This window comes from Salmonella sp. SG203 (genome assembly GCF_013350575.1).
Lineage (GTDB): Bacteria > Pseudomonadota > Gammaproteobacteria > Enterobacterales > Enterobacteriaceae > Salmonella > Salmonella enterica.
The window spans coordinates 115,601-140,376 of sequence record NZ_SNMT01000003.1 but is presented as its reverse complement, the minus strand read 5'-3'; the positions used below and the strand labels follow the sequence as shown (position 1 = coordinate 140,376).

Here is a 24,776-nt window from a genome sequence, read left to right as displayed (position 1 = left end):
TTTTCTATATTTTTCAGTAAATTATAGAAATTCTACGCGTCAGGTATGATTTTTTGCATTCCAGGAGTAATGGGCCAACCTGTGGATAAGTCTGTTTACAAGGATCTGACGAAAGCGGAACAAAACGTGCCCCAACGCGATATTCGTTGTGGATAATTTTACTGTAGATAAGAATTGGAGCGGGAAACGAGACTCGAACTCGCGACCCCGACCTTGGCAAGGTCGTGCTCTACCAACTGAGCTATTCCCGCATAATCTTCGTCTTTCGAACCGCTACTGCGTTGGCTGCCTTCACTCGCCTGAGTCACTTACTTCAGTAAGCTCCTGAGAACTCATTCAGTTGCCGCCTTGTCGCAATTCGAAATCCTGCGATTGGTGGTCTGTGCTTAACAAGCACTTTCAAATTTTGGAGCGGGAAACGAGACTCGAACTCGCGACCCCGACCTTGGCAAGGTCGTGCTCTACCAACTGAGCTATTCCCGCATAATCTTCGTCTTTCGAACCGCTACTACGTTGGCTGCCTTCACTCGCCTCAATCACTTACTTCAGTAAGCTCCTGAGGACTCATTCAGTTGCCGCCTTGTCGCAATTCGAAATCCTGCGATTGGTGATCTGTACTTAACAAGTACTTTCAAATTTTGGAGCGGGAAACGAGACTCGAACTCGCGACCCCGACCTTGGCAAGGTCGTGCTCTACCAACTGAGCTATTCCCGCAAATTTGTTGCTGTCGTAATTCGCATTTCTGCGTCGTTACGGGAGGCGCATTATACGAGAAATCCATTTAGCTGCAAGCCCCTGAACGCATTTTTTCGCGATTTTTGTTTGAATGCTGATTAAATCACCAAACAAGACAAAAAACGAGCAAAGCGTGCGCTATGCAACAAAAAACTTTTCACGCCACGCCTAAAGGCACAGAATCAGAATAGCACCCTGCGCCAAAAAAAGAATAGCACGGTGACCACAACATCCAATTGATATCAGGGATCAAGATGAAAAAAAAACTTATTGTCATGCTGTTAGCCAGCCTCTCCGTTCACGCCGCTTCCGTTTCCGCCAGAACATTACATTTTGGCACCTCCGCCACCTATGCGCCCTATGAGTTTGTCGATGCCGATAATAAAATTGTTGGTTTCGATATTGATGTCGCCAACGCGGTCTGCAAAGAGATGCAAGCGGAGTGCTCATTCACTAACCAGAGCTTTGATAGTCTGATCCCCAGCCTACGCTTCAAAAAGTTTGATGCGGTGATCGCCGGTATGGATATGACGCCCAAACGTGAGCAGCAGGTCTCCTTTAGCCAACCCTATTACGAAGGTCTATCGGCGGTAGTCGTCACGCGTAAAGGGGCTTATCACACTTTTGCCGATCTGAAAGGCAAAAAAGTCGGTCTGGAAAACGGTACAACGCATCAGCGCTATTTGCAGGATAAACAACAAGCCATCACGCCTGTCGCCTATGACAGCTATCTAAACGCCTTTACCGATCTGAAAAACAACCGTCTTGAGGGCGTGTTTGGCGATGTCGCCGCGATTGGTAAGTGGCTAAAAAACAATCCGGATTACGCCATCATGGATGAACGCGCCAGCGATCCTGACTACTACGGAAAAGGGTTAGGCATTGCGGTACGCAAAGGCAACGACGCGCTATTGCAAGAAATTAATGCCGCGCTCGACAAGGTGAAAGCATCGCCGGAATATGCGCAAATGCAGGAGAAATGGTTTACGCAGTAATTCAGTGGCGGGAGAGCTGCCGGATGAGACGCTCTGGCGTTGCCATCCGGCATGTTACGCCTCACAGCTTAATGAAATGCTCGCGGTAGTAAGCCAGCTCCGCCACCGACTCGCGAATATCATCCATCGCCTGGTGCGTGCCCTGCTTGGTAAAGCCGGCCAGAATCTCCGGCTTCCAGCGGCGCGCCAGTTCCTTGAGCGTACTGACATCCAGATAGCGATAGTGGAAGTAGGCCTCCAGTTCCGGCATATATTTAAACAGAAAACGACGATCCTGACCGATGCTGTTACCGCAAATCGGCGACTTACCCGCAGGCACCCACGTTTTCAGAAATTCAATCGTCGCCAGTTCAGCGTCTCGTTCGCCCATCGTACTTGCCTTAACGCGATCTACCAGGCCGCTACCGGTATGGGTGCGCACGTTCCAGTCATCCATTAACGCCAGTTGCGCATCGGATTGATGTACCGCAATCGTCGGCCCTTCCGCCAGAATGTTCAGGCTGGCATCCGTCACCAGCGTGGCTATCTCAATAATGCGATCGCGCTCGGGGTCCAGACCTGTCATCTCCAGATCGATCCAAATCAGGTTGTTTTCATCGGCACTCATGCTATTTTCCACCCTTCAGAGGTCACATTCACTGTGACTATATTCATCTACAATTGCGTGTATCATAGATGTTTTGCCCACTATGGGCGACCAGGAGCCAGTACGATTGAGCAAAAATAAACTCTCCAAAGGCCAGCAGCGCCGTGTGAACGCCAATCACCAGCGTCGTTTAAAAACGTCCGCGGAGAAAGCCGACTACGATGACAACCTGTTTGGCGAGCCTGCAGAAGGTATCGTCATTAGCCGTTTTGGTATGCATGCCGATGTGGAGTCTGCTGACGGCGAGGTTCACCGCTGCAATATCCGCCGCACTATCCGTTCGCTGGTGACGGGCGATCGCGTCGTCTGGCGTCCGGGCAAAGCCGCCGCAGAGGGCGTCAACGTAAAAGGCATCGTTGAAGCGGTGCATGAGCGCACCTCGGTATTGACGCGCCCGGACTTCTACGACGGCGTGAAGCCTATTGCCGCCAACATTGACCAAATCGTTATTGTCTCCGCGATTTTGCCGGAGCTGTCGCTGAATATCATCGATCGCTATCTGGTCGGCTGTGAAACCCTACAGGTTGAGCCGCTTATCGTACTCAATAAAATTGATCTGCTGGACGACGAAGGTATGGACTTCGTTAATGAGCAGATGAATATCTACCGCAATATCGGCTATCGCGTGCTGATGGTCTCCAGCCATACGCAGGATGGTCTGAAACCGCTGGAAGAAGCGTTAACCGGTCGCATCAGTATTTTTGCCGGGCAGTCCGGCGTCGGAAAATCCAGTCTGCTAAACGCTCTGCTCGGCTTACAGAACGAGATTCTGACGAACGATGTGTCGAATGTCTCCGGTCTGGGTCAACATACCACTACCGCTGCTCGTCTGTATCATTTCCCGCATGGCGGCGATGTCATTGATTCCCCCGGCGTGCGCGAGTTCGGCTTATGGCATCTGGAGCCGGAACAAATCACCCAGGGCTTTGTCGAATTTCATGACTATTTGGGACATTGCAAATACCGGGACTGCAAGCATGACGCCGATCCAGGCTGCGCCATTCGCGAAGCGGTAGAGAACGGCGCTATTGCGGAAACCCGTTTCGAAAATTATCACCGAATTCTTGAAAGTATGGCGCAGGTAAAAACGCGTAAAAACTTTTCTGATACGGACGACTGACAGATACGCTAGGCGTCGTTAGAATCGTCCCCTTTTTTCAGGATACCGGTATAACTGCCGGTTCAGGAACAACAATGGCCTGGAGGCTACCTTGTTAAACTCATTTAAACTTTCGCTACAATACATTCTGCCGAAACTATGGCTCACTCGCCTGGCGGGCTGGGGCGCAAGCAAACGAGCAGGATGGCTGACAAAACTGGTTATCGATCTCTTCGTAAAGTATTACAAAGTCGATATGACCGAGGCGCAAAAACCGGATACCGCCAGCTATCGTACGTTCAATGATTTCTTTGTTCGTCCGCTGCGTGATGACGTGCGTCCGCTCAATACCGATCCTAACATCCTGGTGATGCCTGCCGACGGCGTGATAAGCCAGTTAGGTCGTATCGAAGAAGATAAAATTTTGCAGGCCAAAGGCCATAATTACAGCCTTGAAGCGTTGCTGGCGGGTAACTACCTGATGGCGGATAAGTTCCGCAACGGCACGTTTGTGACCACTTACCTCTCCCCTCGCGACTACCATCGCGTGCATATGCCATGCAACGGCATCCTGCGTGAAATGATCTACGTACCGGGCGATCTGTTCTCCGTTAACCATCTGACCGCGCAAAACGTCCCCAACCTATTTGCCCGCAACGAGCGCGTTATCTGTCTGTTTGATACCGAGTTCGGGCCTATGGCGCAGATTCTGGTCGGCGCAACTATTGTCGGCAGTATCGAAACCGTCTGGGCGGGGACCATTACCCCGCCTCGCGAAGGCATCATCAAGCGCTGGACCTGGCCAGAAGGCGAACATGAAGGGTCTGTCGCCTTGTTGAAAGGCCAAGAGATGGGACGCTTTAAACTGGGTTCCACGGTCATCAACTTATTTGCGCCGGGGAAAGTGAATCTGATCGCGTCGCTGGCAAGCCTGTCCGTTACCAAAATTGGCCAACCGCTGGCGACGTCGACCGAAACATTCGTCGCGCCGGAGGTAGAACCTGCTCCGCTGCCGGCAGAAGAAATTAAAGCCGAACACGACGCCAGCCCGCTGGTTGACAATAAAAAAGACGACACCTAATCAAGAGAGAATGCTGACGTGCGCCTGATTATCGCTTTTCTGATGGCCTGGTGCCTCAGCACGGGGGCGTTCGCCGCAACGGCCCCCGACGCCAAACAAATCACGCAGGAACTGGAGCAGGCAAAAGCGGCGAAGCCCGCTCAGCCGGAAGCCGTTGAGGCGCTCCAGACTGCGTTAAACGCGCTTGAAGAGCGAAAAGGCTCGCTTGAGCGCGCGAAACAATATCAACACGTTATTGATAATTTCCCTAAGCTATCCGCCACCTTGCGCGCCCAGTTGAATAATCTGCGCGATGAACCTCGCAGCGTACCGCCAGAGATGTCCACCGAAGCGTTAAATCAGGAGATCTTGCAGGTTAGCAGCCAGCTACTGGATAAAACCCGCGAGGCGCAACAGGAGCAGGAGCGCGTCAGGGAGATCGCCGACTCGCTCAGCCAGCTTCCCCAACAGCAAAACGACGCCCGCCGCCAGCTTAATGAGATTGAGCGACGGCTCGGCGCCGCAGGCGGAAATGCCGCGCTTAGCCAGGCGCAAAGTCTCAGTATGCAGGCGGAGTCCGCCAAACTAAAAGCGTTAGTCGACGAACTGGAGTTGGCGCAACTGTCCGCCAACAACCGGCAGGAACTGGCTCGTCTGCGTTCCGAGCTGGCGGAAAAACAGAGTCAGCAATTGGATGCGTATCTTCAGGCGCTGCGCAATCAGCTCAATAGCCTGCGCCAACGTGAAGCGGAACGCGCGCTGGAAAGCACTGAGCTGCTGGCGGAAAACAGCGCCGGTTTGCCGGAAGGCATCGTCGAACAATTTAAAGTCAACCGCGAGCTGTCACAGGCGCTTAATCAACAAGCGCAGCGGATGGATCTGGTCGCCTCGCAGCAGCGACAAGCCACCAGCCAAACGTTACAGGTGCGCCAGGCGCTCAATACGCTGCGGGAGCAGTCGCAATGGCTTGGCGTGTCCAACATGCTTGGCGAAGCGCTGCGCGCGCAGGTCGCCCGTCTGCCAGAGATGCCTAAGCCGCAGCAGCTTGATACGGAAATGGCGCAGCTACGCGTCCACCGTATGCGCTATGAAGAGTTACTCAATAAGCAGCCGCAGCTACGGCAAATACGTCAGGCCAATGGACAGCCGCTGACCGCCGAGCAAAACCAGATTCTTGACGCCCAGCTTCGCACTCAGCGCGAGCTGCTCAACTCTTTGTTACAGGGCGGCGACACGCTGATCCTGGAGCTGACCAAACTGAAAGTCTCCAACAGCCAACTGGAGGATGCGCTTAAAGAGGTTAATGAAGCGACCCACCGTTATCTGTTCTGGACCGCTGACGTTAGCCCGCTATCGCTCTCCTGGCCTGTTGATTTGGTTCAGGATTTACGTCGGCTTATCTCATTAGATACGTTTAATCAGTTAGGTAAAGCCAGCATCATGATGCTGACCAGCAAAGAGACGCTACTGCCGTTATTCGGCGCGCTGGCGCTGGTCGGGTTTAGCCTCTATTCGCGCCAACACTTCAACCGGTTCCTTGAGCGCTCGGCCTCGCGCGTCGGGAAAGTCACCCAGGATCACTTCTCGCTGACGCTGCGAACGGTGTTCTGGTCGATTCTGGTCGCCTCGCCGCTGCCCGTCTTGTGGGCGACGCTCGGCTATGGTCTACAGGAAGCCTGGCCGTATCCGCTGGCCGTCGCCATCGGCGATGGCGTGACGGCGACAGTACCGCTGTTGTGGGTAGTCATGATTTGCGCCGCGTTTGCCCGCCCTAATGGTCTGTTTGTGGCGCATTTCGGCTGGCCGCGAAACCGGGTAGCGAAAGCGATGCGCTACTACCTGATGAGCATTGGGCTGATCGTGCCGCTCATTATGGCAGTGATCATGTTTGATAATCTTAACGATCGGGAGTTTTCCGGCTCGTTGGGCCGCCTTTGCTTCATCCTGATATGCGGCGCGCTGGCGCTGGTCACGCTGAGTCTGAAAAAAGCGGGCATCCCGCTCTATCTTGATAAAGAAGGCAACGGCGACAACATGGTCAACAGCCTGCTGTGGAATATGCTGATGGGCGCGCCGCTTATCGCGATTCTGGCGGCGGCGGTGGGTTATCTGGCCACGGCGCAGGCGCTACTGGCGAGACTGGAAACCTCGGTCGCCATCTGGTTCCTGTTGCTGGTCATTTATCACGTCATTCGCCGCTGGATGCTGATCCAACGACGCCGACTGGCTTTTGACCGCGCCAAACATCGTCGGGCGGAAATGCTGGCGCAGCGCGCGCGCGGCGAAGAAGAACCGGCGCACTCCTCCAGCCTGGAAGGCGCGGTCGACATCGATGAAAGTGAAATCGATCTTGACGCTATTAGCGCTCAGTCGCTGCGTCTGGTCCGCTCAATTCTGATGCTTATCGCCCTGCTATCGGTAATTGTACTGTGGTCGGAAATCCACTCGGCATTCGGCTTCCTGGAGAATATTTCGCTGTGGGATGTCACCTCTACGGTGCAAGGCGTGGAAAGCCTGGAGCCGATTACCCTGGGGGCGGTGCTCATTGCGATTCTGGTCTTTATCATCACCACGCAGTTGGTGCGTAATCTGCCTGCGCTGCTGGAGCTGGCGTTATTACAGCATCTCGATTTAACGCCAGGTACCGGTTACGCCATCACGACCATCACCAAATATCTGTTAATGCTGATTGGCGGGCTGGTCGGTTTCTCGATGATCGGCATTGAGTGGTCGAAGCTACAATGGCTGGTTGCCGCGCTCGGCGTTGGGCTTGGTTTTGGCCTGCAAGAAATTTTCGCTAACTTTATCTCCGGCCTGATTATTTTGTTTGAAAAGCCGATTCGTATCGGCGATACGGTGACCATTCGCGATCTCACCGGCAGCGTGACCAAAATCAATACCCGCGCCACCACCATCAGCGACTGGGATCGTAAAGAGATTATCGTGCCGAATAAAGCCTTTATCACCGAACAGTTTATCAACTGGTCGCTGTCTGACTCCGTTACGCGCGTGGTGTTAACCATCCCGGCGCCAGCGGATGCCAATAGCGAAGAGGTGACGCAAATTCTGCTGACGGCGGCGCAGCGCTGTTCTTTGGTGCTTGATAACCCGCCGCCTGAAATCTTTCTGGTGGATCTCCAGCAGGGTATTCAGATTTTCGAACTGCGTATCTATGCCGCGGAAATGGGACACCGTATGCCATTACGCCATGAGATCCACCAATTGATTCTGGCTGGCTTCCGCGAACACGGTATTGATATGCCGTTCCCGCCGTTCCAGATGCGTCTGGAGAGCCTCGGCGGTAAACAAACGGGGAGAACGTTAACGTCAGCGGGTAAAACCAGCCGCCCGGCGGGGAGTTTGTAGCGCATGATCCAGGCAAGAAATGCCGGATGCGACCCGTCGGGTCTTATCCGGCCTACGGGCCGGCAATTAACCTGTAGGCCCGATAAGCTTGCGCCATCGGGCATTTCATCGCAGCTCACAGATATTTTCGGACTTATTATGCGTCCAGATCGGCAACAGGCAGGTTAATTTCGCTATAGCGCATTCGGAATAAATCGCCGTAACCCACCAGTTCTCCGCGAAATACGAGGCATCTTATAACATACGCGCAATAAATATCCGACACATGTTTCCACTTATCCTCATCGCGATCCCTTAACGTGCCAATAGTCATTCCTACTACCATCGCAACCTTTCGACGTGCAACATGAACGGAAGAAAGAATAACCTTTTCTATTTCAAGGATATCTTCCGGAGTAAAATTGAGTGCCCTAACCTCATCTTCCGTGATAATCGGGTCTCTCGAACTATCATTCATAACGTTCTCCATCGGGCAATAAACGCCGGATGCGACCCGTGGGGTCTTATCCGGCATACGGCCTTTACTCCGCCGCCCACTCCGGATCGGCGCTCATGCGGCTGCTGTAATTCTGATAAATTGCCATCGCCAGCAGCGAGAAGAAGATCGGGCCGCCGATCATCCACAAGGCGCTGTCCCAGTCCCCAGCTTCAATCACCGGCTGGATGATGGTAAAGACGTTGGCAAACGTCACCACCAGCACCACAACACCCGTCGCGACCAGGGTAGAGGCTTTGGTTTTAAAGAGAACAAATGGCCGCTCCAGATCCTGACGCGCTTTAAAGAAGGGAAATGCCAGCGCAAGGAACAGGTATGGCAAGGTCATTGAGACGTTCGCCATCAGCGTGAGTTTGTTATAAAACGCCGATGCGGTGTCACCGCCAAAAGAGACCAGCAAAATAAACAGACTCACCAGCACGCACTGTAGCCACATAGCGGTCGCCGGCATACCATTAGCGTTCAGTGTTGTCATCGGCGCGGGCCACAACGCTTTTGGCGTCCCCTGAATAATGGCTTTCAGCGGTGAATAGCTCAACGTAAAAAACGCGCCGGTATAAGCCAGAAACATAGAAAGGCCGGTGATACGCGCAAACCAGACGCCCACCGTCATCGCTGCGTCCGGAGAAAGGTTTAACGCGTTACCTAATGTCGTGCCTAAACTCGACATCAAAATGTAGGTAATATTCCCTAAGTTAACGGCGCTATTACTTAATATCTGTTGCCAGTTAGTGCTGACGCCCCATAAAAAGATCGCCAAAGAATAACCAATTGAAATCACAATGGCCGCGAAAACAATACCTTTCGCAAAATTCTTTTCCGGTTTCTCGGTTTTATCCACCAGTCCGCCGACAGCCTCAATACCGCCGTAAGCAAAAATAGCAAATACCACAAATGACAACATTGCCAGGCCGGAGTGATAACCCGGATTCGGTGACGAGGTAAAATTAATCTCTTGTGCAAAATGCCCACCATTTAATAACAAAATAGCGACACTCACTAACAATAAAACTAAATTAAGACACATTACGGCAATACCTCCGACCGCCGTAATTCGCGCAATTTTATTGATCCCTCTGGCGGCGACACACGTCACCAGAATCATCCAGCCAACGGCGAGCAGCCCGACAACCTGCGTAGGCTCAAGCCCCGCAATACGCCAGTGCTGCGTCATATCGGCACCAAAAACAAAAGTAGAAAACGGTACCCAAATTTTTGCCGCCGTACTTACCATCCATATGACATACGATGAAAACCACATAAACGTGCCGATAAACGCGTAACGTGGCCCCACGCTATTATTCATCCACGAATAGATCCCGCCCTCTTCTTTGCGATAAGCGGAACCCATTTCAGCCATCATTAAGGCGAATGGAATAAAAAACAGCAAGGCAGAAAATATATACCACGGGATTGCGCTATACCCCATTAAATAAAACGCCGACGGGCTATTCGCAAAACCAAAAACAGAAGTAAAAATCATCAGGATAAGCCCAATAAGGCTCATCTTTTTTATCGTGTGGGTCATTCAACCATCCCTTACGCTCGAGCGCGTTTGCCAGACGCCGCTCACCGATTGACGCCGCCTTCTTTTTTACGAAGGTCAGCGATAAAAAAATCAACACAGGATTGATACCTAAATGGCATCAAAGTTCCAGCCTTATGTTGTGGCAAACAGAGGATAATTGAAAAAATATGCTACAAAATGGCGCTTATTGCGCCATTTTATCTCGCGAAAGAGTGAATTTCAGATTTACGCCCGATCGACCGTAAAAGCAATCACGTCCGCCAGGCTTTCTGCTCCCAGCGCCAGCATCACCAGACGATCAACACCCAGCGCCACGCCGGAACAATCCGGTAGACCGGCGGCCAGCGCATCCAGTAGATTTTGGTCAATCGGCTGCTGCGGCAGACCGCGCGCGGCGCGCTTACGATTGTCCTGTTCAAAGCGCTGTTGTTGCTCACGTGCGTCCGTCAGTTCGTGGAAACCATTCGCCAGCTCAATACCTTTGTAGTACACCTCAAAGCGCTCGGCGACGCGATGATCCTCGGTACTGATTTGTGCCAGCGATGCCTGACTTGCCGGAAAGTGATAAATAAAGGTCGGCTTTTCTTTACCTATATGCGGCTCAACCCCCATCGTGAACAACAGTTGCAGCAACATATCACGGTCTTCTTCCGTATCGGCGATATTGCTTAAATCAAGCTTTGCCGCCGCCTCACGCAGTTGCGTTTTATCTGCTGATAACGGGTCAATCTCCAGATGGCGCTGAAACGCCTGTTGATAGGAGAGACTTTCCGCAGGTTGACAATCCAGCACTTGCTGAAGCAAATCATCCACTTCATTCATCAGGCGGTACATATCGTAATGCGGGCGATACCACTCCAGCATGGTGAATTCCGGATTATGATGTCGTCCCATCTCTTCATTACGGAAACTGCGGCATAGCTGGAAAACCGGGCCGCACCCTGCCGCCAGCAGGCGTTTCATATGGTATTCCGGACTGGTCATTAAATAGAGGTTGATCCCCTGGGAATGGCCAGGTCCGACGAAACGCGTTTCGAACGGGAACAGATGAATGTCTGTGACCGTCGCCTGACTCATGCAGGGCGTCTCAACCTCAAGCACTCCACGATCGGCAAAGAAACGACGGATTTCCGCCATAATCGCCGCACGTTTTAATAAATTGGGGATGGACGCGCTCGGCTGCCAGGTTGCCGTTTCGCTCATGATTCTTTCTCCAGTTTAAGACAAGGTCACGAAGTCTACTCGCAACGCGCGGGCGAAACAAATTTTGCGCAGGCGTATCGGGCGCCTTCTGGAGGGTAAAAAAAGTGATTTCAGATGGTTTAGTAATTAAATTAATCAAAATCAATGATAATTCATCCCTCTGATACGCTAAAAAAATCGAACACGTCAAATTTCCCTGACATCCCTGAGACTATACTGTTGTACCCATAAAGGAGCAGTGGAAACGCATTCATACTTCGCAGAACCCAGAGGCTTTATCTGGCTGCGCGAGGGTGAAATTACAATAATCTGGAGGAATGTCGTGCAAACCTTTCAAGCCGATCTTGCCATTATAGGCGCCGGTGGCGCGGGATTACGTGCTGCAATTGCTGCCGCACAGGCGAATCCCAATGCTAAAATCGCACTGATCTCAAAAGTGTACCCGATGCGCAGCCACACCGTCGCTGCCGAAGGGGGTTCAGCCGCTGTCGCCCAGGATCATGACAGCTTTGACTACCATTTTCACGATACGGTAGCAGGCGGAGACTGGCTGTGTGAGCAGGATGTCGTGGATTACTTTGTCCACCATTGTCCCACTGAGATGACGCAGCTGGAGCAATGGGGCTGCCCGTGGAGCCGCCGTCCGGACGGTAGCGTTAACGTGCGTCGCTTCGGTGGTATGAAAATCGAGCGTACCTGGTTCGCCGCGGATAAAACCGGCTTCCATATGCTGCATACCCTGTTCCAGACTTCCCTGCAGTTCCCACAAATCCAGCGCTTTGACGAACATTTCGTGCTGGATATTCTGGTTGATGACAACCATGCGCGCGGCCTGGTGGCAATGAACATGATGGAAGGCACGCTGGTGCAAATCCGCGCCAATGCCGTGGTCATGGCGACAGGCGGCGCAGGCCGCGTATACCGCTATAACACCAACGGCGGCATCGTCACCGGCGACGGGATGGGCATGGCGCTGAGCCACGGCGTTCCGCTGCGTGATATGGAATTCGTTCAGTATCACCCGACCGGCCTGCCAGGTTCCGGTATCCTGATGACTGAAGGTTGCCGCGGCGAAGGCGGTATTCTGGTCAATAAAAATGGCTACCGTTACCTGCAAGACTACGGCATGGGCCCCGAAACGCCGCTGGGCGAGCCGAAAAACAAATATATGGAACTGGGGCCGCGCGACAAAGTATCCCAGGCTTTCTGGCACGAATGGCGTAAAGGCAACACCATCTCCACGCCGCGCGGCGATGTGGTTCACCTCGACCTGCGTCATCTCGGCGAGAAGAAACTGCATGAACGTCTGCCGTTCATTTGCGAACTGGCGAAAGCCTATGTCGGCGTCGATCCGGTTAAAGAACCGATTCCAGTACGTCCGACCGCGCACTACACCATGGGCGGCATTGAAACCGACCAGAACTGTGAAAGCCGTGTCAAAGGGCTGTTTGCCGTTGGCGAATGCTCCTCTGTTGGCCTGCATGGCGCGAACCGCCTCGGTTCCAACTCACTGGCGGAACTGGTGGTGTTTGGTCGTCTGGCTGGCGAACAAGCAATGGAACGCGCTGCTACGGCAGGCGCCGCAAATAGCGCCGCGCTCGACGCCCAGGTTGCCGATATTGAACAACGTCTGAAAAATCTGGTGAACCAGGAAGGCAACGAAAACTGGTCGAAGATCCGCGATGAGATGGGTCTGTCTATGGAAGAAGGTTGCGGTATTTACCGTACCCCGGAACTGATGCAGAAAACCGTTGATAAACTGGCCGAGCTTCAGGAACGTTTCAAACGCGTACGTATCTCCGATACCTCCAGCGTGTTCAACACTGACCTGCTGTATACCATCGAACTGGGTCATGGTCTGAACGTGGCGGAATGTATGGCGCACTCTGCGCTGGCGCGTAAAGAGTCCCGCGGCGCGCATCAGCGTCTGGATGAAGGCTGTACCGAGCGCGACGATGTGAACTTCCTCAAGCACACCCTCGCCTTCCGCGATGCTGATGGCACGACCCGTCTGGAATACAGCGACGTGAAAATCACCACCCTGCCGCCAGCCAAACGTGTTTACGGCGGTGAAGCGGAAGCAGCCGATAAGAAGGAGAAGGCGAATGGCTGAGATGAAAAACCTGAAAGTTGAGGTGGTGCGCTATAACCCGGAAACCGATACCGCGCCGCACAGTGCTTTCTATGAAGTTCCTTATGATGAAACAACATCGCTACTGGACGCGTTGGGCTACATCAAAGATAACCTGTCGCCAGACCTGAGCTACCGCTGGTCCTGCCGTATGGCGATCTGCGGCTCCTGCGGCATGATGGTCAACAACGTCCCTAAACTGGCGTGTAAAACCTTCCTGCGCGATTACACCAACGGTATGAAGGTGGAAGCGCTGGCGAACTTCCCGATTGAGCGCGATCTGGTTGTCGATATGACGCACTTTATCGAAAGCCTGGAAGCGATCAAACCGTACATTATTGGCAACTCTCGCACGCCAGATCAGGGGCCGAATGTCCAGACCCCGGCGCAAATGGCGAAGTATCACCAGTTCTCCGGTTGCATCAACTGTGGTCTGTGCTACGCCGCGTGCCCGCAGTTCGGTCTGAATCCTGAATTTATCGGACCGGCTGCGATTACGTTGGCGCATCGCTATAACGAAGATAGCCGCGATCACGGTAAGAAGGAGCGTATGGCGCAGTTGAACAGTCCGAACGGCGTATGGACCTGTACTTTCGTGGGCTACTGCTCCGAAGTCTGTCCAAAACATGTCGATCCGGCTGCGGCCATTCAGCAGGGTAAAGTGGAAAGCTCGAAAGACTTTCTTATCGCCACCCTGAAACCACGCTAAGGAGTGCAACATGACGACTAAACGCAAACCCTATGTGCGGCCGATGACGTCCACCTGGTGGAAAAAACTGCCGTTTTATCGCTTTTATATGCTGCGCGAAGGCACAGCGGTGCCGGCAGTCTGGTTCAGTATTGAACTGATTTTCGGTCTGTTTGCGCTCAAACACGGCGCGGAATCCTGGATGGGATTCGTCGGCTTTTTACAAAACCCGGTGGTAGTGATCTTAAACCTGATCACCCTGGCGGCCGCGCTGCTGCACACCAAAACCTGGTTTGAACTGGCGCCGAAGGCGGCCAATATCATTGTAAAAGACGAAAAAATGGGGCCAGAGCCAATCATCAAAGGGCTTTGGGTGGTCACTGCGGTAGTCACCGTAGTCATTCTGTATGTTGCCCTGTTCTGGTAAGGAGTCCCGGATGATTAATCCAAACCCAAAACGTTCTGATGAACCCGTATTCTGGGGACTGTTTGGCGCAGGCGGTATGTGGGGCGCGATCATCGCGCCGGTGATCGTGCTACTGGTTGGCATCATGCTGCCGCTGGGGCTATTTCCGGGCGATGCCCTGAGTTTTGAGCGCGTACTGACGTTCGCCCAAAGCTTTATTGGTCGCGTTTTTCTGTTCCTGATGATCGTGCTGCCGCTATGGTGTGGCCTACACCGTATGCACCACGCGATGCATGACCTGAAAATCCACGTGCCCGCGGGCAAATGGGTCTTCTACGGTCTGGCGGCAATCCTGACCGTTGTGACAGCGATTGGCGTTATCACTCTCTAAGTTGCCACGACGCCCTCTTATCTACCCGATAAGAGGGCGTTTTTTCTTTTCCTGCCTCTCATTTTCCCGCCAGGTTCTACACTTAGAAAAAACACTGGAAGGAAAATTTTATGCGCATTCTGCCCGTCGTTGCTGCGGTTACGGCTGCATTTCTGGTTGTCGCCTGTAGTTCGCCTACTCCGCCTAAAGGCGTTACCGTGGTAAATAACTTTGATGCCAAACGTTACCTCGGCACCTGGTATGAGATCGCACGCCTCGATCATCGATTTGAACGTGGACTGGAACAAGTCACGGCCACCTATAGTCTGCGTGACGATGGCGGGATTAATGTCATCAATAAAGGCTATAACCCGGATCGAGGAATGTGGCAAAAAACAGAAGGCAAAGCGTATTTTACCGGTAGTCCAAACCGCGCCGCGCTCAAGGTCTCTTTTTTCGGCCCGTTCTACGGCGGCTATAACGTGATTGCGCTTGACCGGGAATACCGTCATGCGCTGGTGTGCGGCCCGGATCGCGACTATCTGTGGATACTCTCTCGCACGCCAACGCTTTCTGAGGAAATAAAACAGCAAATGCTGGCCGTCGCGACCCGGGAGGGGTTTGACGTCAATAAATTAATTTGGGTAAAACAATCAGGTTCGTAGCAATGTCAGCGACAAATTAATGCGCACTGAGTTTTAGCCCAATGATACCCGCGACGATCAAGCCAAGACTGAGCAAACGCGCCGGTGAGGCAGACTCGCCCAGCAGAAGGATACCGGTGATTGCCGCCCCGACGGCACCGATGCCGGTCCAGATGGCGTACGCCGTTCCAACGGGCAGCGTTTTCATTGCCCAGGAAAGTAACGCCATACTGATAACCATGGCCGTAATGGTGATGATACTGGGGGTCAGACGAGAAAAACCGTGGGTATACTTCAGGCCGACAGCCCATACCACTTCAAGTAAACCAGCGATTAATAGAATGATCCAGGACATAGCAGGCTCCAGATAATTAATGGGGCCGTCCCCGGTGAGAATAGCGTTTACAGGTCGTCCTGTAACGTATACGGATGAAAAGCCATTCTTGCCTGAGAGAAAATGAATTTCAACCTTTTTATTTTTTTCCGTCTAAAGGCGGGAATTGGCCCTTTTAAGCCGCGTAGTTTTCGCATTTAGCGCCCACAGGAGTTCTCTATGATGGAACGCCTTCTGGGAAAGAAAGTGCTTTATCTACTTCCGGGTGCAAAAAACTATGTTGAAAATTTTAGTGATAGACCGATGCCACTTTACCCGTACGGGCATGGAGGCCTGGCTTAATCACACTGATGTGCTCAGTTCTTCACTGCTGGTATCCGGGATGAATAACCTTATACTGGCGAAAGAACATATTCTGCAATGGAAGCCCCATCTGGTTATCGCTGATTTATATGGTTTTCTCAACGATGCCTTACCCGAACAGCCTATCAATGCATTTTTTGCCGCCTGCAGGATGACGCCGTTGGTATTATTACAGTCAGGGAATATGCCGTACAGACCGCAATATGCCAGTCATGCGGTGTTATCTAAACACACGCCTTTACATGAGCTTGCACAACGAATTAAAGGAGCGCTATATACTCATCCACTGCAGGAAGCGCCGGAAAGCGCCACGCCATTGCTCTCTCCGCAGGAGGAAAAAGTGCTCGCGATGTGGACGGAAGGCACCAGCAATAAAGAGATTGCGTATGCGCTTGGCATTCACGGGAAAACGGTTTACACCTATAAGCGTAATATCCGTATGAAACTTCATATGGATAATCGGTATTCTCCCTTTCTTATGCTTCCGGAGAAAATCGATTAACGGTACGACGCCATGCCGTACCGTTGATGATTACTGCTGAGCTCTGGTTGCAGCGCCAGAGATCGCACTACCACCGTCCGAGATGTCCTCGCCCACGCCGCGCGTGGTATTACAAGCAGTTAATACAGTGGAAAGTACCAAAACAGAAAAGATCGCTGCAATTGTCTTTTTAACCATAATGTCTTCCTTTTCTAGCCAATGTTGTTTGTGTATAGCAACTTAATAATAGACAACATCCCAGAAAATGACGGGCGATCGACTAATTTTAGGAAGACGAGAAGCGATTAGCTGGCTGCGCGGGAGATGGCGTGGCCAAGATGCTGAATATCTTCGCCGAAGCCGCGGGCGGTATTACATGCCGTTAATAATGTGCTGGTAAGAAGAACCAGCGCGACAAGGCTGATAAAGCGTTTCATCATTGAGGCGCGAAAAAAAGGATGGCGCAGCATACGCTGCACCATTTTTCCCGATAACGTAAATTATTTTACGCGGGATACGTATTCGCCGGAACGGGTATCGACTTTGATCACTTCGCCAATCTGCACGAACAGCGGAACTTTAACCACTGCGCCAGTAGACAGCGTGGCTGGTTTGCCGCCAGTACCTGCGGTATCGCCCTTCAGACCTGGGTCGGTATCAACAATTTCCAGTTCAACAAAGTTCGGCGGAGTGACAGAGATAGGCTGACCGTTCCACAGGGTTACGATGCATTCCGCCTGATCCAACAGCCATTTTGCGTTGTCGCCGATAGCCTTGGCATCTGCAGACAGCTGCTCGAAGGTTTCGTTGTTCATGAAATGCCAGAACTCACCGTCGTTGTACAGGTAAGTCAGGTTCATATCGACTACATCCGCGCCTTCAGCGGAATCGGTCGATTTGAAGGTTTTCTCAACGCGCGTGCCGGTCAGCAGACGGCGCAGCTTAACGCGGGCAAACGCCTGGCCTTTACCCGGTTTCACGAATTCACTGGATTCAACCGCATAAGGTTCGCCATCCAACATGATTTTAAGACCGGAACGAAAATCGTTGCTATAGTAAGTCGCCATAAGGCCCTCTGAAATTGTTAACTGGTAGCTAAGCCACAAAATGGCGCATATTGTAACCCTAAATACCCCATTGCGAGAAGATTGGTTAGCGCAACTTGCCGATGTTGTGACCAATCCCGACGAACTGCTGCATCTTTTACAGATTGAAGCTGATGAAAACCTCCGGGCAGGACAGGACGCCAGGCGCTTGTTTGCCCTCCGCGTGCCGCGCGCTTTTATTGCGCGCATGGAGAAGGGCAACCCTGACGATCCTCTTTTACGTCAAGTGCTGACGTCCCGGGATGAATTTATTGTCGCCCCCGGTTTCTCCACCGACCCGCTGGAAGAGCAACACAGCGTGGTGCCAGGATTATTGCATAAATACCAAAACCGGGCGCTATTGCTGGTAAAAGGCGGATGTGCGGTAAATTGCCGCTACTGTTTCCGTCGTCACTTCCCGTATGCAGAGAATCAAGGCAATAAGCGCAACTGGACAGTCGCGCTGGAGTATATCGCCGCACACCCGGAACTGGATGAGATCATCTTTTCCGGCGGCGATCCGCTGATGGCGAAAGATCATGAGCTGGACTGGCTGCTCACGCAACTGGAAGCCATTAAGCACGTCAAGCGGCTACGCATCCACAGTCGGTTGCCTATCGTCATCCCGGCACGCATTACTGACGAACTGGTCGCCCGCTTTGACCAGTCACGTCTGCAAATTTTGTTGGTGAACCATATCAACCACGCTAATGAAGTGGACGAGGCGTTCGGCCTGGCGATGAAGAAACTGCGCCACGTGGGCGTCACGCTTCTCAACCAGAGCGTCCTGCTGCGTGGCGTGAATGATAACGCGCGAACGCTGGCGAATCTGAGCAACGCGCTATTTGACGCCGGCGTGATGCCCTATTACCTGCATGTGCTGGATAAAGTGCAGGGCGCCGCGCATTTTATGGTCACCGATGACGAAGCCCGGCAAATCATGCGCGAACTGCTCACGCTGGTATCCGGCTATATGGTGCCAAGACTGGCGCGTGAAATCGGCGGCGAACCGAGCAAAACACCGCTGGATTTACAGCTTCGGCAGTGCTAATTCTCGCGGGCGCGTCAGGGACGACGAAAAATATTACCGCGCAATATTACGAGGAGACTCCCCCGCGATTCTCCTCACCCTTTGGCGAGGATAAACTAACCTTCGTTAAATACACCTTTCCGGTCCTCTCTTTTCAATAAAGTCCGTTTTAGGACTCGCTTAGCGTGTACTGCATTTTCGAATTATACTGGTTCTCCTTTTTATAGGACGGCATAAACAATTTATATATCAAATACATTGCAGTAAAACATTTAATTATTTTATATTTGTGGAGAATTGACATGGCCTTAACGATTAAGGGACTAAATACCGGCGTTATTCGTCACAATGATAAGTTTATCGCGCTGGCGCTTAAGGTGAAGTCACTGAGAAATAAAGAAACACTGCTTTTCTTTCCTGTGCTCGCGCTGCGAGACTTGTTGATCGGCCTTGAACACCGGCTTTATTTACAACACTCGCTGCCGGAACAAGAGCAGGAAAAACGCCAGAAAGCCAAAAGCAGTCATGTGCTTAAAATGCATGAGAATATTCCGGCAATACTCCGTGAAGAGCTGGAAAACGCCGATGTTAATCAGCGTGTTGAATCTTTAGCGTTGAGCGATAATACAGAAAAAGTATTAACCTTTACGTTAAAGCTGCACAATGGTAGCCATCTTGATTTACAGGTCGGTGAGTGGCAGGTTGAAGTTCTGGTGATGGCTATTATTCACGCCATTAATAATGCCGAAATGCGTGAGCTCGCATTGCGTATTTCTTCAATGCTGGACTTTTTACCATTATACGATGCTGACTGCCTGGAAAACGGTAATATCGAATTCGATACCTATAACCAGCCTGACTGGAAACATAATCTGTATAACCATTATTTAGCGCTCGTTTATCGTTATACGGATGAGGCAGGACAATCGCATGATTGCGGCACCATCATTAAGACCCGTAGTCAGTCAGGCTCTAAAGAAGCTGAAGCGATATCACGCCGCTTGCTGAATTTCAGCCCGCGTCTTAAAAAGCTGGAAGGAAAACCGTGTAAGGTTTTTGTCAGAACGCTTGGAACCGGTAAAGCAGCGCGTCTGACGCAAGATCAATGCATGCGCGCGTTGCATAATCTACGCATGGCATCATCGCAGGAAAAACGCTAACCATATCGCCCTCTGAATCTTTCAGAGGGCGTTACGATTCAGACATATCAATTCGGACATTTATAAACCTGGCCGTTCATCTCGCTGGCCGTCGGGACAAAACTGGACAACATGCCCTGCGACGGACTACTTACGCCATACAGCACGTTTCCACCCATCGCGGCTGCCTGATTACGCAGATCGTTCGCTGCGCCACGCATTGAGCCACCCTCTTCGCCGTGCTGGCCTGAAAACCAGTTACTCTGTTTACCGGTTGCCGTACCAATTAGCTGGCATTCCGCGCCTGGCTTATCTTCGACAAAGCGTACATTTTGGCCGGCAGCGGTGAGTTCGTTGCTGGAGCTACAACCCGCCATCAGCAGCGCGGCGCCAACGATCCCTGCTAAATATTTCACGTGCATGTTATTCCCCATAATCAATGAGCTGGACGTTTTGTCCGTATCTGAATCTTATACTAAAAAGATGACTAAAAGAAAAACCCCCGGTCATTTCTGCCCGGGGGTTTCTCAATTCTGGGAGATAAACATCCAAATCATTCTGGTTGCAGGAAGGCGGCCAGTTTGTTAATCCCCAGTCACTTACTCAAGTAAGTGACTGGGGTTAGCCAACGCATCTGCAGCCTGAAGGATGCAGGGTGTGGGCAATTACATCATTCCGCCCATACCACCCATACCACCCATGCCGCCAGCAGCGCCTAAATCAGGAGCATCGCTTTTCGGCAGGTCGGTCACCATGCACTCGGTAGTGATCATCAGACCAGCCACAGAAGCAGCGTACTGCAGCGCAGAACGGGTAACTTTGGTTGGGTCCAGGATACCCATATCGATCATGTTGCCGTATTCTTCAGTTGCTGCGTTGTAACCGTAGTTACCGTCGCCACCTTTAACGGTGTTAGCGACAACAGACGGCTCTTCGCCGCAGTTCAGCACGATCTGACGCAGCGGAGCTTCCATTGCGCGCAGCGCAACTTTGATACCCACGTTCTGGTCTTCGTTCTGGCCTTTCAGGTCAGCAATTTTAGAAGCAACGCGGATCAGCGCAACGCCACCACCAGCAACCACGCCTTCTTCTACCGCAGCACGGGTCGCGTGCAGGGCATCTTCAACGCGGGCTTTCTTCTCTTTCATTTCAACTTCGGTCGCAGCGCCAACTTTGATTACCGCAACGCCGCCTGCCAGTTTCGCTACGCGCTCCTGCAGTTTTTCACGATCGTAGTCGGAGGTCGCTTCTTCAATCTGCTGACGGATCTGAGCAACACGGCCCTGGATGGCAGCTTCTTCACCCACGCCATCGATGATGGTGGTGGTGTCTTTGTTGATCACAACACGTTTCGCCTGACCCAGGTCTTCCAGGGTTGCTTTTTCCAGCTCCATACCGATCTCTTCAGAGATTACGGTACCGCCGGTCAGGGTAGCGATATCCTGCAGCATCGCCTTACGACGATCGCCGAAGCCCGGTGCTTTAACCGCAGCCACTTTCACGATGCCACGCATGGTGTTCACTACCAGGGTAGCCAGCGCTTCGCCTTCAACATCTTCAGCGATGATCAGCAGCGGTTTGCCTGCTTTTGCAACGGCTTCCAGAACCGGCAGCATTTCGCGGATGTTGGAGATTTTCTTATCAGCCAGCAGGATGAACGGGCTTTCCAGCTCTACTGCGCCAGTTTCCGGCTTGTTGATGAAGTAAGGAGACAGGTAGCCGCGGTCAAACTGCATACCTTCAACCACGTCCAGTTCGTCCTGCAGACCGGTACCGTCTTCAACGGTGATGACGCCTTCTTTACCGACTTTATCCATCGCTTCCGCGATCAGTTTACCTACGGTTTCGTCGGAGTTAGCGGAGATAGTACCTACCTGAGCAATCGCTTTAGAGTCGGAGCACGGTACGGACAGGGCTTTCAGCTCTTCAACCGCCGCAGCAACCGCTTTGTCGATACCACGTTTCAGGTCCATCGGGTTCATGCCCGCAGCAACGGCTTTCAAGCCTTCGGTAATGATGGACTGCGCCAGTACGGTCGCGGTGGTGGTGCCGTCGCCTGCAGCATCGTTCGCTTTAGAGGCAACTTCTTTCACCATCTGCGCGCCCATGTTTTCAAACTTGTCTTCCAGTTCGATTTCACGCGCTACGGAAACACCATCTTTAGTGATAGTCGGCGCACCGAAAGATTTATCCAGAACCACGTTACGGCCTTTCGGACCGAGGGTTACTTTCACTGCATCTGCCAGTACGTTTACGCCGCGCAGCATTTTCACACGAGCGTCGTTACCGAATTTTACGTCTTTAGCTGCCATTTTCTCTTTCCCTTAAATTCGTATGTTCAGTGTCGTTCGCGGATTACGCTTCAACAATTGCCAGAATGTCGCTTTCAGACATGATCAACACTTCTTCATTGTCGATCTTTTCAGATTTCACACCGTAGCCATCGTTAAAAATAACGATGTCGCCAACTTTCACGTCCAGCGGCTGTACAGTACCGTTGTCCAGGATGCGACCCTTACCGACAGCGATGATTTCGCCACGAGTTGATTTACCCGCTGCGGAACCGGTCAGTACGATGCCGCCAGCAGATTTAGACTCAACTTCTTTACGTTTGACGATCACACGATCATGTAACGGACGAATACTCATTGATAGCTCTCCTTTGAGAAAGTCATTATCAGTTATGGGTGACGCCGGCCCGTAAACGGTTTCCCGGCTGGTGACCAGAGAGATGGGGATGGGGTTTTGCCCCTTCAAGGGGGGAGATGAAAAAAAATTCTTCTGAGCGAAAAAAGCGGTAAAAACGCTACTTATCTCACGTTTACCCAAGGTTTAGAACATCCTGCTATAAGAAAAGGCGTGTGTGATACGCTTAAAAATGTCTGTCGTCACCTGACGTTACAATGCCGCCGGATAATGAGCTGATGAATGAACTAAAAAAAGAGCTTGGGTTGGTTCAGGGCGTTATCTTGTTAACCACATCATTATTAGGGACTGGCGTTTTTGCGCTTCCGGAGCTGGCTGCGCTGGCGGCAGGCGACATCAGCCTTTGGGCATGGCCGCTGCTCATTATTTTGATTTTCCCTATTGCGATTGTCTTTGCTGTGCTGGGGCGTCACTTTCCACACGCTGGCGGCGTAGCGCATTTTGTCGGGATGGCATTTGGCCCGCGTCTGCAACGAGTGATCAGTTGGCTGTTTTTATCAGTCATTCCTGTTAGTTTTCCCGCAGCCTTGCATATTGCGGTGGGTTTCGGCCAGGCGCTGTTTGGCTGGCAAAGCGAACAGCTCTTATTTGGGGAGCTGGGTACTCTAGGTTTACTATGGTTTATGGGATCGCGCGGCGCCAGCTCCAGCGCCAACCTGCAAGCCATTATCGCTGGATTAATTATCGCGCTTATTGCCGCCATTCTGTGGAAAGGCGCGATTAAACCTGCAGATATCACCTTCCCAGCCGCAAACGAAATCACCTTTTCCCGGCTGTGTACCGCCCTGGCGATCATGTTCTGGGGATTTGTGGGAATTGAGGCTTTTACGCATTTGTCGTCTGAATTTAAAAATCCTGAACGTGATTTTCCGCGCGCATTGATCATTGGCCTGATGCTGGCCGGCTCCATTTATTGGACCTGTACCGCCGTGGTGCTGCATTTTGGCGTCTATAGCGACAAGATAGCGGCAACAGCATCGCTACCGCTTATTATTGTTCATCTCTTCGGTATCCAGGCGTTGTGGATAGCCTGCATTATTGGTTATCTCACCTGCTTTGCCAGCCTGAATGTGTATGCTCAGAGTTTTGCGCGTCTGATATGGACGCAAATGCAATATCAGCCCGATCACTATCTGGCTCAACTCTCTCCCGGACGCCTTCCCTTGCACGCGTTAAACGTTATTCTGGCCTGTTGTTGCGTGAGTTCCCTGGTCGTCTACGCCCTGAAGATTAACCTCAATGCGCTGATCGTCTATGCTAACGGTATTTTTATTATGCTCTATCTGCTTTGTATGCTGGCGGGCTGTCGACTGTTGAAAGGGCGCTGCTATGCACTGGCGGTGACGGGTTGTCTACTGTGCCTGTTATTGCTGGTAATGCTGGGGTGGAAAAGCTTATATGCCATTATTATGCTGGCAGCATTATGGCTGTTTTTACCGAAGCGAAAACGCATGGCGTAAGACGTATCTGTTGGCCGGATAACGCCTCACGCGACTTATCCGACCAGCATCTCTACCTTTAATCCCGACGATCGTCTTTATGTTCAATACGATCGCGATCGTCATCTTTACGCTGATACTCGCCGTCAAATGTTTCGCCACCGCCAGTACCCGCGCTAAACCCGCCGCCCGGCATCCGGGAAAAACGTAAATGCGGCAGCAACTTCAGCGTCAAATGTTTTTGCACTGGCGGTAACAAAAGGAGAAGGCCGAGAAAATCGGTGAAAAATCCCGGCAACAGGAGCAGTAAGCCAGCGATGATCAGCGATACACTCTTAATCATTTCTGCCGCCGGGCTCTCACCGGCCGCCATTTTTTGTTGCATCAGCAAAAAGTTTTTAAAACCCTGGTTACGTACCAGCGACATACCGATAACAGACGTAAAAATCACCAGGATTAGCGTCATCAGGACGCCAAGCACATGGGCGACCTGGATAAAGATAGAAATCTCAATGTAAACATAGAGAAAGACAGCTAAAAAGGGTATCCAGCGCAAAGGACTCTCCTGTAAGTCATGGCCGTCTGCGACGACCATTTGAATGGGGTTGCGATTCGCATCGATTCGATATGGTGGTGCGTAGCAAAATTTCAAGTGGTTTGTACACCTATTTTAGGTAGTAATACTAAAGCGGTGACCTATTTCACAAAATAATAAATAAGGGGTAAATTCCCACACTTTAAGTGATCCAGATTACGGTAGGAATTCTGAAGCAGCATATGATCTCGTTTATCAGGCCGATGGAGGGGATAATCGTCGGTCAGAAAACATTC

25 protein-coding genes and 3 tRNA genes are annotated in these 24,776 nt (G+C 51.9%); 13 read left to right on the top strand and 15 right to left on the bottom strand.

From position 1 onward, the window contains the following. Window positions 1–175: 175 nt before the first annotated feature. The 3 genes from HV477_RS06680 to HV477_RS06670 form a co-directional block, all read right to left on the bottom strand. A tRNA-Gly gene (locus HV477_RS06680) sits at window positions 176–251 on the bottom strand. Window positions 252–407: 156 nt separating this feature from the next. Continuing rightward, a tRNA-Gly gene (locus tag HV477_RS06675) sits at window positions 408–483 on the bottom strand. A gap of 156 nt (window positions 484–639) precedes the next feature. Next, window positions 640–715, bottom strand: a tRNA-Gly gene (locus HV477_RS06670). Window positions 716–990: 275 nt separating this feature from the next. Between HV477_RS06670 and HV477_RS06665 the strand changes: the two genes are divergently transcribed. Beyond that, complete coding sequence (locus HV477_RS06665) at window positions 991–1,731, top strand: arginine ABC transporter substrate-binding protein (protein WP_000727897.1); 741 nt, start codon at window positions 991–993, stop codon at window positions 1,729–1,731. 61 nt (window positions 1,732–1,792) lie between these two features. On the opposite strand, the gene orn is transcribed toward HV477_RS06665, so the two are convergent. Continuing rightward, on the bottom strand, window positions 1,793–2,338 hold the full coding sequence (orn, locus tag HV477_RS06660; RefSeq protein ID WP_001271546.1) for an oligoribonuclease: 546 nt from the start codon (window positions 2,336–2,338) through the stop codon (window positions 1,793–1,795). Window positions 2,339–2,444: 106 nt separating this feature from the next. Between orn and rsgA the strand changes: the two genes are divergently transcribed. The 3 genes from rsgA to mscM all read left to right on the top strand — a co-directional run bounded on the left by rsgA (window position 2,445) and on the right by mscM (window position 7,902). After that, window positions 2,445–3,497, top strand: a complete 1,053-nt coding sequence (rsgA, locus tag HV477_RS06655) for a small ribosomal subunit biogenesis GTPase RsgA (protein ID WP_000041948.1) — start codon at window positions 2,445–2,447, stop codon at window positions 3,495–3,497. Between the two features lie 91 nt (window positions 3,498–3,588). Beyond that, the gene (asd, locus tag HV477_RS06650; protein WP_000934949.1) at window positions 3,589–4,557 is read left to right on the top strand and encodes an archaetidylserine decarboxylase; all 969 of its coding nucleotides are present in this window, start codon (window positions 3,589–3,591) and stop codon (window positions 4,555–4,557) included. Between the two features lie 18 nt (window positions 4,558–4,575). Continuing rightward, a complete protein-coding gene (gene mscM, locus HV477_RS06645; RefSeq protein ID WP_023236896.1) occupies window positions 4,576–7,902 on the top strand; it encodes a miniconductance mechanosensitive channel MscM in 3,327 nt (1,108 codons plus the stop codon). Between the two features lie 136 nt (window positions 7,903–8,038). Here mscM and HV477_RS06640 read toward each other — a convergent pair whose 3' ends face one another. The 3 genes from HV477_RS06640 to epmA all read right to left on the bottom strand — a co-directional run bounded on the left by HV477_RS06640 (window position 8,039) and on the right by epmA (window position 11,129). Next, entirely contained in the window at window positions 8,039–8,359 is a 321-nt protein-coding gene (locus HV477_RS06640; RefSeq protein WP_001736544.1) for a hypothetical protein, read from the bottom strand. Between the two features lie 64 nt (window positions 8,360–8,423). Continuing rightward, window positions 8,424–9,926: a glutamate/gamma-aminobutyrate family transporter YjeM gene (gene yjeM, locus HV477_RS06635; RefSeq protein ID WP_000149872.1), complete on the bottom strand. Its 1,503-nt coding sequence runs from the start codon at window positions 9,924–9,926 to the stop codon at window positions 8,424–8,426. A gap of 225 nt (window positions 9,927–10,151) precedes the next feature. Next, window positions 10,152–11,129 carry an elongation factor P--(R)-beta-lysine ligase gene (gene epmA / locus HV477_RS06630; protein WP_079898742.1) on the bottom strand — a complete coding sequence of 326 codons (978 nt, stop codon included), beginning with the start codon at window positions 11,127–11,129 and terminating at the stop codon, window positions 10,152–10,154. 322 nt (window positions 11,130–11,451) lie between these two features. Here epmA and frdA point away from each other — a divergent pair, with 322 nt between their 5' ends. The 5 genes from frdA to HV477_RS06605 all read left to right on the top strand — a co-directional run bounded on the left by frdA (window position 11,452) and on the right by HV477_RS06605 (window position 15,389). Further along, window positions 11,452–13,242: a fumarate reductase (quinol) flavoprotein subunit gene (frdA, locus tag HV477_RS06625; RefSeq protein WP_001192954.1), complete on the top strand. Its 1,791-nt coding sequence runs from the start codon at window positions 11,452–11,454 to the stop codon at window positions 13,240–13,242. After that, a complete protein-coding gene (frdB, locus tag HV477_RS06620; protein ID WP_000829509.1) occupies window positions 13,235–13,969 on the top strand; it encodes a fumarate reductase iron-sulfur protein in 735 nt (244 codons plus the stop codon). The genes frdA and frdB overlap by 8 nt, the downstream gene beginning before the upstream one ends. Window positions 13,970–13,979: 10 nt before the next feature. Then, entirely contained in the window at window positions 13,980–14,375 is a 396-nt protein-coding gene (frdC, locus tag HV477_RS06615) for a fumarate reductase subunit FrdC (protein WP_000208749.1), read from the top strand. 10 nt (window positions 14,376–14,385) lie between these two features. Continuing rightward, complete coding sequence (frdD, locus tag HV477_RS06610) at window positions 14,386–14,745, top strand: fumarate reductase subunit FrdD (RefSeq protein WP_000609650.1); 360 nt, start codon at window positions 14,386–14,388, stop codon at window positions 14,743–14,745. A 110-nt stretch (window positions 14,746–14,855) separates the two neighbouring features. Continuing rightward, window positions 14,856–15,389, top strand: a complete 534-nt coding sequence (locus HV477_RS06605; RefSeq protein WP_001221670.1) for a lipocalin family protein — start codon at window positions 14,856–14,858, stop codon at window positions 15,387–15,389. A 16-nt stretch (window positions 15,390–15,405) separates the two neighbouring features. Here the strand turns inward: HV477_RS06605 and sugE are convergent, their stop codons facing one another. After that, on the bottom strand, window positions 15,406–15,723 hold the full coding sequence (sugE, locus tag HV477_RS06600; RefSeq protein ID WP_000118469.1) for a quaternary ammonium compound efflux SMR transporter SugE: 318 nt from the start codon (window positions 15,721–15,723) through the stop codon (window positions 15,406–15,408). A gap of 256 nt (window positions 15,724–15,979) precedes the next feature. Here sugE and HV477_RS06595 point away from each other — a divergent pair, with 256 nt between their 5' ends. Next, complete coding sequence (locus HV477_RS06595) at window positions 15,980–16,567, top strand: LuxR C-terminal-related transcriptional regulator (protein WP_000912959.1); 588 nt, start codon at window positions 15,980–15,982, stop codon at window positions 16,565–16,567. Window positions 16,568–16,597: 30 nt separating this feature from the next. Here the strand turns inward: HV477_RS06595 and ecnB are convergent, their stop codons facing one another. The 3 genes from ecnB to efp all read right to left on the bottom strand — a co-directional run bounded on the left by ecnB (window position 16,598) and on the right by efp (window position 17,613). Further along, complete coding sequence (gene ecnB / locus HV477_RS06590) at window positions 16,598–16,744, bottom strand: lipoprotein toxin entericidin B (protein ID WP_000239598.1); 147 nt, start codon at window positions 16,742–16,744, stop codon at window positions 16,598–16,600. A 107-nt stretch (window positions 16,745–16,851) separates the two neighbouring features. Further along, complete coding sequence (locus HV477_RS06585) at window positions 16,852–16,986, bottom strand: entericidin A/B family lipoprotein (RefSeq protein ID WP_001595192.1); 135 nt, start codon at window positions 16,984–16,986, stop codon at window positions 16,852–16,854. A gap of 60 nt (window positions 16,987–17,046) precedes the next feature. Further along, the gene (gene efp, locus HV477_RS06580) at window positions 17,047–17,613 is read right to left on the bottom strand and encodes an elongation factor P (RefSeq protein WP_000257282.1); all 567 of its coding nucleotides are present in this window, start codon (window positions 17,611–17,613) and stop codon (window positions 17,047–17,049) included. 40 nt (window positions 17,614–17,653) lie between these two features. Here efp and epmB point away from each other — a divergent pair, with 40 nt between their 5' ends. Next, a complete protein-coding gene (gene epmB / locus HV477_RS06575) occupies window positions 17,654–18,682 on the top strand; it encodes an EF-P beta-lysylation protein EpmB (protein ID WP_000940484.1) in 1,029 nt (342 codons plus the stop codon). Between the two features lie 281 nt (window positions 18,683–18,963). Then, window positions 18,964–19,821 carry a YjeJ family protein gene (locus tag HV477_RS06570; protein WP_001229227.1) on the top strand — a complete coding sequence of 286 codons (858 nt, stop codon included), beginning with the start codon at window positions 18,964–18,966 and terminating at the stop codon, window positions 19,819–19,821. Window positions 19,822–19,868: 47 nt separating this feature from the next. On the opposite strand, the gene HV477_RS06565 is transcribed toward HV477_RS06570, so the two are convergent. The 3 genes from HV477_RS06565 to HV477_RS06555 form a co-directional block, all read right to left on the bottom strand. Then, a complete protein-coding gene (locus HV477_RS06565; RefSeq protein ID WP_000558210.1) occupies window positions 19,869–20,222 on the bottom strand; it encodes a DUF4156 domain-containing protein in 354 nt (117 codons plus the stop codon). Between the two features lie 243 nt (window positions 20,223–20,465). Beyond that, entirely contained in the window at window positions 20,466–22,112 is a 1,647-nt protein-coding gene (gene groL, locus HV477_RS06560) for a chaperonin GroEL (RefSeq protein WP_000729126.1), read from the bottom strand. Window positions 22,113–22,155: 43 nt separating this feature from the next. Next, entirely contained in the window at window positions 22,156–22,449 is a 294-nt protein-coding gene (locus HV477_RS06555; protein ID WP_000027827.1) for a co-chaperone GroES, read from the bottom strand. A 275-nt stretch (window positions 22,450–22,724) separates the two neighbouring features. Here HV477_RS06555 and yjeH point away from each other — a divergent pair, with 275 nt between their 5' ends. Then, window positions 22,725–23,966 (top strand): L-methionine/branched-chain amino acid transporter, encoded by a 1,242-nt coding sequence (gene yjeH, locus HV477_RS06550; protein WP_001670701.1) that lies wholly within the window; start codon window positions 22,725–22,727, stop codon window positions 23,964–23,966. A 58-nt stretch (window positions 23,967–24,024) separates the two neighbouring features. On the opposite strand, the gene HV477_RS06545 is transcribed toward yjeH, so the two are convergent. Further along, window positions 24,025–24,501, bottom strand: a complete 477-nt coding sequence (locus HV477_RS06545; protein ID WP_001267291.1) for an FxsA family protein — start codon at window positions 24,499–24,501, stop codon at window positions 24,025–24,027. Window positions 24,502–24,776 lie beyond the last annotated feature (275 nt).